The 12,638-nt window shown below is 72.7% G+C and carries 13 protein-coding genes; 11 read left to right on the plus strand and 2 right to left on the minus strand.

Annotation, left to right across the window (positions count from 1 at the left end):
- Positions 1-67: 67 nt before the first annotated feature.
- From ACFY8U_RS19760 to ACFY8U_RS19770, 3 genes are read left to right on the plus strand one after another with little or no spacing between them, the layout of a single operon-like run.
- Positions 68-1,144, plus strand: a complete 1,077-nt coding sequence (locus ACFY8U_RS19760; RefSeq protein ID WP_361594060.1) for a nitronate monooxygenase — start codon at positions 68-70, stop codon at positions 1,142-1,144.
- On the plus strand, positions 1,141-1,884 hold the full coding sequence (locus ACFY8U_RS19765) for a 16S rRNA (uracil(1498)-N(3))-methyltransferase (protein WP_361434982.1): 744 nt from the start codon (positions 1,141-1,143) through the stop codon (positions 1,882-1,884). The genes ACFY8U_RS19760 and ACFY8U_RS19765 overlap by 4 nt, the downstream gene beginning before the upstream one ends.
- 11 nt (positions 1,885-1,895) lie before the next feature.
- Entirely contained in the window at positions 1,896-2,309 is a 414-nt protein-coding gene (locus tag ACFY8U_RS19770) for a cytidine deaminase family protein (protein WP_389571754.1), read from the plus strand.
- A 10-nt stretch (positions 2,310-2,319) separates the two neighbouring features.
- On the opposite strand, the gene ACFY8U_RS19775 is transcribed toward ACFY8U_RS19770, so the two are convergent.
- Entirely contained in the window at positions 2,320-2,673 is a 354-nt protein-coding gene (locus ACFY8U_RS19775; protein WP_389571757.1) for a hypothetical protein, read from the minus strand.
- Positions 2,674-2,767: 94 nt separating this feature from the next.
- Between ACFY8U_RS19775 and ACFY8U_RS19780 the strand changes: the two genes are divergently transcribed.
- From ACFY8U_RS19780 to ACFY8U_RS19805, 6 genes are read left to right on the plus strand one after another with little or no spacing between them, the layout of a single operon-like run.
- On the plus strand, positions 2,768-4,138 hold the full coding sequence (locus ACFY8U_RS19780) for an AAA family ATPase (RefSeq protein WP_389571760.1): 1,371 nt from the start codon (positions 2,768-2,770) through the stop codon (positions 4,136-4,138).
- The gene (locus ACFY8U_RS19785; protein WP_389571763.1) at positions 4,135-5,220 is read left to right on the plus strand and encodes a tetratricopeptide repeat protein; all 1,086 of its coding nucleotides are present in this window, start codon (positions 4,135-4,137) and stop codon (positions 5,218-5,220) included. Before ACFY8U_RS19780 ends, ACFY8U_RS19785 begins: the two co-directional genes overlap by 4 nt.
- A complete protein-coding gene (locus tag ACFY8U_RS19790; protein ID WP_389571766.1) occupies positions 5,220-6,308 on the plus strand; it encodes a tetratricopeptide repeat protein in 1,089 nt (362 codons plus the stop codon). Before ACFY8U_RS19785 ends, ACFY8U_RS19790 begins: the two co-directional genes overlap by 1 nt.
- Before the next feature lie 55 nt (positions 6,309-6,363).
- A complete protein-coding gene (locus tag ACFY8U_RS19795) occupies positions 6,364-6,723 on the plus strand; it encodes a histidine triad nucleotide-binding protein (RefSeq protein WP_361434976.1) in 360 nt (119 codons plus the stop codon).
- A 3-nt stretch (positions 6,724-6,726) separates the two neighbouring features.
- On the plus strand, positions 6,727-7,629 hold the full coding sequence (locus ACFY8U_RS19800; RefSeq protein ID WP_361594046.1) for a ribonuclease Z: 903 nt from the start codon (positions 6,727-6,729) through the stop codon (positions 7,627-7,629).
- A 4-nt stretch (positions 7,630-7,633) separates the two neighbouring features.
- Positions 7,634-8,632, plus strand: a complete 999-nt coding sequence (locus ACFY8U_RS19805) for an adenosine deaminase (RefSeq protein WP_389571768.1) — start codon at positions 7,634-7,636, stop codon at positions 8,630-8,632.
- A gap of 156 nt (positions 8,633-8,788) precedes the next feature.
- Here the strand turns inward: ACFY8U_RS19805 and ACFY8U_RS19810 are convergent, their stop codons facing one another.
- On the minus strand, positions 8,789-10,132 hold the full coding sequence (locus ACFY8U_RS19810; RefSeq protein ID WP_389571771.1) for an MFS transporter: 1,344 nt from the start codon (positions 10,130-10,132) through the stop codon (positions 8,789-8,791).
- Between the two features lie 257 nt (positions 10,133-10,389).
- Between ACFY8U_RS19810 and ACFY8U_RS19815 the strand changes: the two genes are divergently transcribed.
- Complete coding sequence (locus tag ACFY8U_RS19815) at positions 10,390-11,505, plus strand: PfkB family carbohydrate kinase (protein WP_361594040.1); 1,116 nt, start codon at positions 10,390-10,392, stop codon at positions 11,503-11,505.
- 106 nt (positions 11,506-11,611) lie between these two features.
- Positions 11,612-12,634 carry a PhoH family protein gene (locus tag ACFY8U_RS19820; protein ID WP_361434971.1) on the plus strand — a complete coding sequence of 341 codons (1,023 nt, stop codon included), beginning with the start codon at positions 11,612-11,614 and terminating at the stop codon, positions 12,632-12,634.
- Positions 12,635-12,638: the final 4 nt, after the last annotated feature.

A 12,638-nucleotide genomic window follows, 5' to 3' on the forward strand; every position in this document is an offset into this window, starting at 1 on the left:
CGTGTCGTGCCTGGAAGGGCGGTATCCGCAGGGCGGATGCCGCCCTTCCGTATGACACGATGCCTGCATGTCCACCGCGCTGAACGATCTCTCCCGATACCCGATCGTGCAGGCCCCCATGGCGGGTGGAGCGTCCTGCCCGGAGCTCGTAGGGGCCGTGTGCGAGGCCGGCGGGCTCGGGTTCCTCGCCGGGGGGTACAAGACCGCCGGCGGGCTGTACCAGGAGATCAAGCAGGTGCGCGGGCTGACCGGGCAGCCCTTCGGCGTCAACCTCTTCATGCCGCCCGGCGGGCAGCCGGGCGACCCCGCGGCCGTCGAGGTGTACCGGCACCAGCTCGCCGGCGAGGCCACCTGGTACGAGACGTCCCTCGGCGACCCCGACAACGGGCGCGACGACGCCTACGACGCCAAGCTCGCGATCCTGCTCGAAGACCCGGTCCCCGTCGTCTCGTTCACCTTCGGCTGCCCCGACCGGGACACGTTCCACGCCTTCGCCCGCGCCGGTACGTACACGATCGTCACCGTCACCTCGCCCGACGAGGCCCAGGCCGCCCAGCGGGCCGGCGCCGACGCGGTCTGCGTGCAGGGCGTGGAGGCCGGCGGACACCAGGGCACGCACCGCGACGACCCGGACGCCGCGCTCGCAGGGACCGGACTCCTCACGCTCATCACCCAGGTCCGGGAGGCCGTGCGGCTGCCGATCGTCGCGGCCGGCGGGATCATGCGCGGGGCGCAGATCGCCGCGGTCCTCGCCGCGGGGGCCGACGCCGCCCAGCTCGGCACCGCGTTCCTCGTGTGCCCCGAGTCGGGCGCGCACACGCTGCACAAGCAGGCCCTGACCAACCCCCTCTTCGTCCGCACCGAGCTCACCCGGGCCTTCTCCGGCCGCCCGGCGCGCGGGCTCGTCAACCGCTTCATGCGCGAGCACGGGCCGTATGCCCCCGCCGCCTACCCCGAGATCCACCACCTCACCGCGCCCCTCCGCAAAGCCGCCGCCACCGCGGGCGACGCGCAGGGCATGGCCCTGTGGGCCGGCCAGGGACACCGGCTGGCCCGCGATCTCCCGGCCGGCCAGCTGGTCGAGGTGCTGGCCGCCGAACTCGACACCGCACTCACCGCGCAGGCCCACAGGAGCGCCTCATGACCGCACCCGTCTTCGTCGTCGAGGCCGTCCCCGGCCCCGGCACCTTCCTCCTCGACGGTCCCGAGGGCCGCCACGCCGTCTCCGTGAAGCGGATGCGCGAGGGAGAGGAGCTCGTCCTCACGGACGGGCGGGGCGCCTGGGCCGACTGCGTCGTGCTCACCGCCGAGGGCAAGGACCAGCTGACGGTCCAGGTCTCGGGAGCGTACGAGGATCCCGAGCCCGCTCCCCGTATCACCGTCGTCCAGGCTCTGCCGAAGGGCGACCGGGGCGAGTTGGCCGTCGAGATCATGACGGAGACCGGCGTCGACGCGATCGTGCCCTGGGCCGCGTCCCGCTGCATCACGCAGTGGAAGGGCGACCGCGGTCTGAAGGCGCTCGCCAAGTGGCGGGCGACCGCGCGCGAGGCGGGGAAGCAGTCGCGCCGCACGCGCTTCCCCGAGGTCGCCGACGCGATGACCACCAAGCAGGTCGCCACGCTCCTCGCGGGCGCCGACTTCGCCGCCGTCCTGCACGAGGACCGGGACCACCCGAGCGGCGCGCTCGCCGACGCGCCCCTTCCCGCCGGTGGCGAGATCGTGCTCGTCGTCGGGCCCGAAGGGGGCGTCTCGCCCGAGGAGTTGGCGGCGTTCGAGGCGGCGGGCGCGAAGCCGTACCGGCTGGGCCGCAGCGTTCTGCGTACCTCCACGGCCGGTACGGCGGCCACCGCGCTGCTCCTCGGCCGTACGGGCCGCTGGAGCTAGGGGCAGAGAAGATGACCGAGCAGATCCACCCCGTCGACCACGAACTCATCCAGGCCGCGGCGCACCTCGCTCGCACTCGCTGCCGGGGCGACAACCACACCATGGCGGCCGCGGCCCGTGCGCTGGACGGCCGGATCATCACCGCGGTGAACGCCTACCACTTCACGGGAGGCCCGTGCGCCGAGCTGGTCCTCATCGGCGCGGCAGCCGCCCAGGGCGCGTACGAGCTGGACACGATCGTCGCCGTGGGCGACCGTGACCGGGGGGTAGTGCCCCCGTGCGGCCGGTGCCGTCAGGTCCTCCTCGACTACTTCCCCACCCTCAAGGTCATCGTCGGCGAACACGAGCGCGTCCGAACCGTCCTCATCACCGACTTGCTCCCCGCGAGCTACGTCTGGGCCGACCATCAGCTCGACGCCGAGTAGAGCGCGCCACTCAGGCTGACACCAGCGCGTCGAACAGCGGCCAGCAGTCCGTCTCGTGGAGGCCGTGGGTCGTCGGGAGGAGGTCGCGTTTCGTGGCCTCGTCGAGGAAACGGCGCACCACCCCGGGCTCGTTGAGGTTGAGGTAGCCGTCCTTGGTGTCCGCGACCTGACCGGCGCCCATGTACCCGCCCTGCGTCACCCGGCCCGGGCCCTCCTGGAAGACCAGGCGCAGTTGGGCGTGCGGGGCGTCGGCGCGGCGCAGGGTCAGCAGTTCCCGGCAGGGCGGATGCAGATGCCCGACCGACCAGAGCCAGACCGTGCCGTCCACCACCAGCCTGCGCGGTACGCGTTCTCGTCGACTCATCTGCGCACGCTATGCCGGGAACCCGGGGGTCCGGCAACCGGAATTCCGGGAACCCGGTGGGCGCGTGAGGCGGGTCGGTTCATAGGGTGACCGCATGTCCGACGAGTCTCCCCTGATCCGTAGCCTGCGCGTCGCGGTCGCCGCCGCGCCCGAAGACGTGCCCCTGCGGCTCCACTTCGCCGAACTGCTGCTCGCCGAGGGGCGGGGCGACGAGGCCGTCACCGAGGCCGCGGTCGCGCTCCAGCACGCGCCGGGCGACGAGGCGGCCCGCGCGCTGATGGTCCGCGCGATGGGACTGCCCGCCCCGGCCCAGGTAGCCCCCACGGCCGACACGGCCCGCGCGGCCGAGGAAGCCCCCGCGGCCGCCACGGCCCCCGCCGCCGACGCGGCCCCAGTCGCCGACGCCGCCCCGGCCGTCCCCGGGACCCCCGCCCCTCCCTCCCCCTTCGACTGGCAAGCGGCCGAGCAGGAGGTCGGGGATCTCGTCGGGCCCCGGTTCGTCCAGAGCGGCAGCGGTACCGGCGACGACCTGGAGCAGCCGCTCACCGCCGACGGCAGCGGCGACCCAGGGGACGCCTCCGCCTGGGACGTCGACGCCCCCGGCTCCGTACGCCTCGCCGACGTCGGTGGCATGCAGGAGGTCAAGGACCGCCTGGAGGCCGCCTTCCTCGCCCCCATGCGCAACCCCGAACTCCGCAAGCTCTACGGCAAGTCCCTGCGCGGCGGCCTCCTCCTCTACGGCCCGCCCGGCTGCGGCAAGACCTTCATCGCGCGCGCCGTCGCCGGTGAACTCGGGGCGAGCTTCATGTCGATCTCGCTCTCCGACATCCTCGACATGTATCTCGGCACGTCCGAGAAGAACGTCCACGACTTCTTCGAGAGCGCCCGCGCCCAGGCACCCTGCGTCGTCTTCCTCGACGAGCTGGACGCCCTCGGCGCCAAGCGCTCCCATACGCACCACGGCGGGCTGCGCAACGTCGTCAACCAGCTCCTCACCGAGCTCGACGGCATCGACGGGGCGGAGAACGAGGGCGTCTTCGTGCTCGCCGCCACCAACGTCCCCTGGGACGTGGACCTCGCGCTGCGCCGCCCCGGCCGCCTCGACCGGACCCTGCTCGTCCTGCCGCCCGACGCCCCGGCCCGCGAGGCGATCCTCCACTACCACCTGCGCGAACGCCCCATCGAGTCGGTCGACCTCGGCAGACTCGTCAAGGTCACCGAGGACTTCTCCGGTGCCGACCTCGCCCATCTCTGCGATACGGCCGCCGAGTCCGCGCTCCTCGACTCCGCCCGCACCGGCACCGTACGCATGATCAACATGAAGGACCTGCTGGGCGCGGCGAAGCAGATCAAGCCCTCCAGCGAGTCCTGGTTCGCCTCCGCCCGCAACGTGGCGATGTTCGCCAACGACGGAGGCATGTACGACGACCTGGTCACCTATCTGAAGAAGAAGCGGAAGCTGTGAGCGTGAAGCACCCGCAGTTCGAACAGGCCGAGCTGCTGTACGACATGGGCCGGTACAGCGAGAGCCGGGAACGGGTCGCCCGATGCATCGCCGAGACCCCCGACGACCCCCACGCCCTGCTGCTGCTCGCTCGCTGCCTGATCGCCGAGGAGCGGCCCGCCGAGGGCCTCGCAGCCGCGGACGCGGCGCTGACCCACGCACCCGACTTCGCCTTCGGGCACTACATCCGCGGCGTCGCGCTACGCCGGGAGGGGCGGGCCCACGACGCCGAAGAGGCGATGCGGGAGACCATCCGTCTCGACCCGCACTACTGGGCGCCGCGTGCCGTGCGCGCCGAGCTGATGCCCTTCGTGCGCGACCGGTTCCCCGGAGGCGACGCGGCGGCGGTCGTCGAAGGGCTCGCGGAGGCACAGGAGGCCGTCCGGCTCGGACCGGACGAGACCCGCGCGTGGGAGGCCCTGTACAAGCTCGCCCTCTTCAACCGGCGCCCCGACCTCGCCGACGAGGCCATCCGGCAGCTCCTGCGGATCGACCCCACCAACACCCTCGCCGTGACGACGGCCACCGAGGAGGAGGCCGCCAAGCCCGGCACCTCCGTCGCGCAGGCCGCCGACCTGTACGCCGGCGGTCTCGCCGCCGCGCCCGACGCCAACTGGCTGCGCAGGGACCTCGACAAGGCCGTCTACCGGATGCTGCGCGGCACCCGGTGGCTCGCGCTGCTCTGCCTGGTCATGGCGGGCGTCGTCGTCGACGTCTTCCCGACCGACGGCGAGGACGCGAAGGAACTCCCGGTCCACCTCGGCACCCGGCTCTGGGCGCTCGCGCTGATGGCGGCGGTGTGGGGCTTCGGCGCCCTGCGCCGCTATCAGCGGATGCGCACCGGCGCCCAGCTGACCGTACGCGCCCTCGTGCGGCGGCTGTTCTGGCCCCGGGTCGTCCTCGGGCAGGCCGTCCTCGCCACGCTCTGCGCCCTGCTGATCGTCCTCGTGCCGTGGACCGACCGGACCGTTCCCCAGGTCCTGTTCTGGCTCGGACTCGTACCGAACCTGCTCAGCATCACGCACGACCGGAACAAGGTCTGATGAGCCCCGCGTTGGCCCGGGCCGACGCTCTCTTCGACGTCGGACGGTACGAGCAGGCCGCCGCGCTCGCCGCGCAGCATCTGGCCACCGACCCGCAGGACGCCTCCGCGCTCGTCCTGCTGGCCCGCTGCCGGCACCGGCTGTCGCGCGAGCGGGAGGCCCTCGAATCGATCGAGGCGGCTCTGCTCGCCGAACCCGACTCGCTTCCGGCCTGGCTGATGCGCACCCACGTCCTGCTCGCGCTGAAGCGGTACGAGGAGGCGGAGCGGTCCGCCCGGTACGCCGTCGAACTGGCCCCGCGGTACTGGGGCAGCCACTACGCCCTCGCCACAGTCCTCGACCGGTCCGTCCGCGTCGAGCGCCGGCGCGAGGGGTACGAAGCGGCGCGGGCCGCCGTCGCGCTCGCCCCCGAGGAGAGCGACGCCCACTTCCTCGTCGGCCTCACCGCCCAGCGCACCGGCAACCATCGCGTCGCCCAGCAGGCCTACGAGACGGCGCTGAGCCTCAACCCGGAGAACAGCGAGGCGCACAACAACCTCTCCCTGCTGCATCTGCGCCGCCGCTGGCTCCGGCCGGGGGCGTGGACGAAGGCCGCCGAGGGTTTCGTCGAGTCCGCGGCGCTCGACATCAACGACCGGCAGGCCCGCCACAACCTGGAGACCATGGCCTGGGGCACCGCCGCGGGCGCCCGCTGGGTGGCCCTGCTCGGCTTCTTCGCCGCCGGCCTCGGCGGGGCGCCGCTGCGGAACGGCGGGTCGGGCGCGGACGCCCTCGTCCCGTACCTGATCGGCGCGGTCGTCCTCGTCGGCGGCTGGGCATGCTGGGCGGTGTGGATGGCCCGGCGCGTCCCGCCGCGGCTGCGCCGCCCGCTGCTCCTCGTCGCGCGCAACTGCCGGCCGGTGCTCGCCATGGCGATCTCCGTCGGACTGCTCGCGCTTCATTCGGTGGTGTCGATGGCCGTGGGGACGCTGGGTCCCTCCGTCGTCGTGGCACTCGGCTTCCCGTGCTTCTGGGCCGTGATCATCACCTACTGGGTGAGCCGTTCCGCCCTGCAGCGCCGCGCCCCCGCGGCCGAGCGCGGTCGGTGACACGGCCGATACGATGCCGGAGTAACCGATCATCCAAGGCGAGGAGGCCCGGGCCATGGCCGGAGAGCCGCAGAGCGACTGCCTGTTCTGCAAGATCGCGGACGGGGAGGTGCCGGCGACGATCGTGCGCGAGACGGAGACGACCCTCGCCTTCCGGGACATCAACCCGCAGGCGCCCACGCACGTGCTCGTCATCCCGCGCGTCCACTACCCCGACGCCGCCAGCCTCGCCGCCGCCGCGCCGACCATCGCCGCCGACGTGCTGCGCGAGGCCGGCGAGATCGCCGCGCAGGAGAAGGTCGACGGCACCGGATTCCGGATCGTCTTCAACACCGGGGTCGGCGCGGGCCAGACCGTCTTCCACGCCCACGCGCACGTCCTCGGCGGCCGCGGCCTCAACTGGCCCCCCGGATAAGCCGTGTCCGTACGTGAACTCGTCGTGCTCGGGACCGCCAGCCAGGTCCCGACCCGGCACCGCAACCACAACGGCTATCTGCTGCGCTGGGACGGTCAGGGCATCCTGTTCGATCCCGGTGAGGGCACCCAGCGCCAGATGCTGCGGGCCGGGGTCGCCGCGCACGACATCGACCGGATCTGCGTCACGCACTTCCACGGCGACCACTCGCTCGGCCTGGCCGGGGTGATCCAGCGGATCAACCTCGACCAGGTCCCGCACCCCGTCACCGCGCACTACCCGGCGAGCGGGCAGCGGTTCTTCGAGCGGTTGCGGTACGCGACGGCCTACCGCGAGACGGTCAAGCTGACGGAGGCCCCGGTGGCCGCCGACGGGCCCCTCGCCGTGTCCGACACGTACACCCTCGACGCGTACCTGCTCTCGCACCCGGTGGAGTCGTACGGCTACCGGATCACCGAGCCCGACGGGCGCCGCATCCTGCCCGAGCGGCTCGCCGCGCACGGCATCAAGGGCCCGGACGTCGGCCGGATCCAGCGCGAGGGCGTCCTGGACGGGGTGACGCTGGACGAGGTCAGCGAGGTCCGGCGCGGCCAGCGGTTCGCGTTCGTCATGGACACCCGGCTCTGCGACGGCGTGCACGTGCTCGCCGAGGGCGCCGACATGCTCGTCATCGAGTCGACCTTCCTCGACGAGGACGTCCGGCTCGCCACCGACCACGGCCATCTGACGGCCGGACAGGCCGCCGCCGTCGCGCGCGACGCGGGGGTGCGGCACCTCGTGCTGACCCACTTCTCGCAGCGGTACGGCGATCCCGCCGAGTTCGAACGGCAGGCGCGGGCGGCCGGGTTCGACGGCGAGCTGAGCATTGCCCAGGACCTCATGAGGGTCCCCCTACCGAAAAGATAGATCCATGCCCCTCCCCAAGGCCGAACTCCACCTCCACATCGAAGGCACCCTCGAACCCGAGCTGGCGTTCGCGCTCGCCGCGCGCAACGGCGTCACCCTGCCGTACGCGGACACCGAGGAGCTGCGCAAGGCGTACCTCTTCAGCGATCTGCAGTCCTTCCTGGACCTGTACTACGAGCTGATGGCCGTCCTGCACACGACCGAGGACTTCACCGAGCTGGCCGACGCGTATCTGGCGCGGGCCGCGGCGCAGGGGGTGCGGCACGCGGAGATCTTCTTCGACCCGCAGGCCCACACGGCCCGGGGGGTGCCGATCGGGACGGTGATCGAGGGGCTGGCCCGCGCCCTCGACCGGGCCGAGGAGAGGCACGGCGTCTCGACGTGGCTGATCATGTGCTTCCTTCGCGACGAGTCCGCCGAGTCGGCGATGGCGACGCTGGAGGCCGCGCGGCCTTACCTGCACCGGATCACGGGCGTCGGCCTGGACTCGGCGGAGGTGGGCCACCCGCCGTCGAAGTTCCGCGAGGTGTACGCGGCGGCCGAGGCGCTCGGTCTGCGCAAGGTCGCCCACGCGGGCGAGGAGGGCCCGCCGGCGTACATCCGCGAGGCGCTGGACGTCCTCGGTGTGGAGCGGATCGACCACGGGCTGCGCTGCATGGAGGACCCGGAGCTGGTGGAGCGGCTCGTGCGTGAGCGGGTGCCGCTCACGCTCTGCCCGCTGTCGAACGTACGGCTCCGGGCGATCGACGTCCTGGAGGACCACCCGCTGGCGGCGATGCTGGGCGCGGGCCTGATGGCGACGGTCAACTCCGACGACCCGGCGTACTTCGGCGGCTACGTGGGCGACACGTTCGACGCGGTGAGGGGCGCGCTGGGTCTTGACCGGGAACAGCTGCGGACGCTGGCCCGCAACTCGTTCGAGGCGTCGTTCCTCGACGACGACGAGGACCGCAGGGCGCGGTACCTGGCCGAGGTCGAGGCGTACGACTTCGACGCGGAGTAGAGGGCGGGGTGTGCGGGATGGGGCGCCTGCGGCGGGCTCCTTCCCCACCCCGCCCCGCCCCTTCTCGACCCGGGGCTCCGCCCCGGACGCCCTGTACGGCCTCCGGCCCCGAGGCGCGGGGTCCGGGGTCGGTGCCCCGGGTCGGGAAACGGGCGCTCAGCCCCGGTCGCTCGGGCGGGCCAGGCGGAAGGCGCGGCGGTCGGCCCGGCGCCGGGAGGGGACCGGGATCTCGGTGACCTCCTGCTCCGGGGCGCCCATCTGCGGCACCAGGCCCGTCGCGGCGGTTGTCGTGCCGGCGAGCACCGCCGCCGGGGCGCCGCCGCGGCGGCGGACGGAGCCGGGGACCAGCGGGCGGCCGGAGGTGTGCAGGGCGACCGCCGTCATCGGGACAGCCACCAGCAGGAGCAGGACGCACAGGACCAGGCCCATGCCCGGGTATCCGGCCTGCTCGGACAGGACGCTGCCGGTGACCGGGCCGCAGGCCACGCCCAGGGAGGACGCCGAGCCCACCAGCACGGCCCAGCGGCCGCGCGGGTCGAGGGAGGCGGCGAGACCGAGCAGGTACGACAGGACGACCGGGTAGAAGACGTTCCAGAGGATCTCGCCGGTCGCGAAGGCGGGCAGGCTCTCCGCGCGCGAGCTGACCAGCACGCACACGGCGATGATCACCGTGCCCGCCCCGACCGGCGCGGCCCGGCCGATCCGCGAGCCGAGCGCTCCCGCGGCCGTGACGCCCGCGAGCCCGGCCCCCAGCGCCACGGCGAAGACGGCGCCGACGGTGACCTCGCTCAGCCCGGCCTGGGTGAGCCCGATCCGGCCGCTGACACCCCAGAGGGCGTTCTGCGCCAAGGACCAGCACAGGATCGCCCCGGCGAGTACGAGACCGGAGCGCCGGTGGGGGAGCGGGGATCCCGCGCCCCCGCCCTTGGCCGGCTCCGTGGCCGGGCGCCTGATCCCGCCGGTCGAGCCGCCCGCGAGGCCGCCCGTCAGCGGCCAGACCAGCGCCGCCGCGACCGCGATGGACGCGAACGGCAGCGCGTGGCCGCTGCCGAGGTGGGGGAGCGAGAGGTAGAGCGCGCCGGCCGTCGCCGAGACGGCGAGCAGGCCCAGCGTCGAGGCCCGGTGGGGGTCCCGCTGGGCAGCGATGCCGGACGCGGCCACGGCCAGCGTCGTACCGGAGCCGAAGCCGCCCACGACCGCGCCGCCGACCACAAGCGGAACGCTCATGGTCAGCGCCGCCGAGCCGTAGCCGGCGACCATCGCGAGGAGGCCGATACGGGCCGCCCGGCGCGGGCCGAGCCGTTCCACGCGCGCGGCCAGCGTGAAGCCGGCCGAGGCGGAGGAGAGGAGCAGTACCGAGCCGACCAGGCCCGCCTGGGCCGGGGTGAGGCCGAGCCCGGCGGAGAGTCTGCCGACGACGGTCGGGAGCAAATACGGAGCGAGATAACCGGCCGTGAACAGGGCGACAAGAGGCCCCAGGGCACGCGGGCGCGACGACATGGGCGTTCCAGAGAACGGGAGGGAGGGGAGGGGCGCCCGGTGTTGCACGGGATCGCGGGACATATGTATCAAGCACGTGAGGGTCCCGAGAACCCCGAAAGGGATGGAAACCCCGCATTCGGAATGTGATCTGGGTCACTATGGGTTTGGGGTCTGATTCCCCGGGTAGACGCGAGCGATTTTGATCTCGCCGCACCCGCCACTCGGACCCCATCGGGCACACTTGACCTGATCCGCACGAGTTCGGGGAGCCTGCCGTGACCACACCAAGGGGAGACCACCAACACGACGCGGGCGTCGACCCGTTGGTGCGCCTGCGCGAGCCCACCGACCCCGCCTGCGACGTCTTCCTCACCGGCACGGTCTTCCTCGACATCATCTTCACCGGCCTCGACTGCGCCCCCGTGCGCGGCACCGAGTCCTGGGCCAGGGGCATGGGCTCCAGCCCCGGCGGCGTCGCCAACATGGCCACCGCCCTCGCCCGCCTCGGCCTGCGCACCTCGCTCGCCGCCGCCTTCGGGGACGACCACTACGGCGAGTACTGCTGGGACGCCCTGGAGCAGGGCGAGGGCATCGACCTCTCGCTCTCCCGGACCGTGCCCGGATGGCACTCCCCGGTCACCGTCTCCATGGCGTACGAGGGCGAGCGCACGATGGTCTCCCACGGCCACGAGGCCCCGCCCCTGGACGACGCCCTGCCCGCCTATCCGCCGCACGCCCGGGCCGCCGTCGCCTCGCTCGTACCGGGCCGCGGCGAGGAATGGGTCGCCCAGGCCGCACGGGGCGGCGCGAAGGTCTTCGCCGACGTCGGCTGGGACGACACCGGCCGCTGGGACCTGAACGGACTGGCCGACCTGGACCACTGCGAGGCCTTCCTGCCCAACGCCCAGGAGGCCATGCGCTACACCCGCACCGACTGCCCGAGGGCCGCCGCCCGCGCGCTCGCCGACAAGGTCCGCTACGCCGTGGTCACCCTGGGCGCGGAGGGCGCGTACGCGGTCGACGGCGCCACCGGCGAGACCGCCGAGGTGCCGGCCATCGCGGTCTCCGCCCTCGACCCGACCGGCGCCGGGGACGTCTTCGTGGCCGGATTCGTCACCGGCACGCTCGCGGGCTGGCCCCTCGCCGACCGGCTGGCCTTCGCCGGGCTGATCGCCGCGCTCTCCGTCCAGGAGTTCGGCGGCTCGCTCTCCGCGCCCGGCTGGGGCGAGGTCGCCACCTGGTGGGAGCACGTCCAGGAGCACGTCTGCCAGGACCCGGAGGCCCTGCGCGACCGGTACGCCTTCCTGGAGCGGCTGCTCCCGGCCGCGACCCGCCCATGGCCCCTGCGCCGCGCGGTTCCGACGATCGGGTTCAGAGCTGCGCAGCTGTAAAAGCCTTCGGCCGTGCCGGTGACAAGTCGTAGGCTTGGTATCCCAGAGGTTGTCGAGCAGCGAGAACCCTGCAACGGGAGGTATGTGCAGGCCACAGTGCCGGCCCATGACTCAGACACCCACAGCCCCCAATGGCGCGCCGGGCGAGGCCCGCGCCCACTTCACCGTCCCCGCCAAGCATCCGATGGTGACCGTTCTCGGCTCCGGTGACGCACTCCTGCGTGTGATCGAGAAGGCGTTCCCGAAGGCCGACATCCATGTCCGGGGCAACCAGGTCAGCGCGGTGGGCGAGGCGACGGAAGTCGCCCTCATCCAGCGACTGTTCGACGAGATGATGCTGGTGCTCCGCACCGGGCAGCCGATGACGGAGGACGCAGTGGAACGCTCGATCGCCATGCTCAGGGCGAGCGAGAACGGCAAGGCGGAGGACGGCCAGGAGAGTCCGGCCGAGGTGCTCACGCAGAACATCCTCTCCAGCCGTGGCCGCACCATCCGCCCCAAGACCCTCAACCAGAAGCGGTACGTCGACGCGATCGACAAGCACACGATCGTCTTCGGCATCGGTCCCGCCGGTACCGGCAAGACCTATCTGGCCATGGCCAAGGCGGTCCAGGCCCTGCAGTCCAAGCAGGTCACCCGGATCATCCTGACCCGGCCGGCCGTCGAGGCGGGCGAGCGGCTCGGCTTCCTGCCCGGCACGCTCTACGAGAAGATCGACCCGTACCTGCGGCCGCTCTACGACGCGCTGCACGACATGCTCGACCCCGACTCGATCCCGAAGCTGATGGCCTCGGGCACGATCGAGGTCGCGCCGCTGGCGTACATGCGAGGACGGACGCTCAACGACGCGTTCATCATCCTCGACGAGGCGCAGAACACGAACCCCGAGCAGATGAAGATGTTCCTCACCCGTCTCGGCTTCGAATCCAAGATCGTCATCACCGGTGACATCACCCAGGTCGACCTGCCGGGCGGCACGAAGAGCGGTCTTCGTCAGGTCCGGGAGATCCTGGACGGGGTCCAGGACGTCCACTTCTCGATGCTCACCTCCCAGGATGTCGTCCGGCACAAGCTCGTCGGCCGTATCGTCGACGCGTACGAGCAGTACGACAGCCGCAACGGGAAGTAGCAGA

Origin of the sequence: Streptomyces sp. NPDC012508, from assembly GCF_042902595.1 — a bacterium.
Taxonomy (GTDB): domain Bacteria; phylum Actinomycetota; class Actinomycetes; order Streptomycetales; family Streptomycetaceae; genus Streptomyces.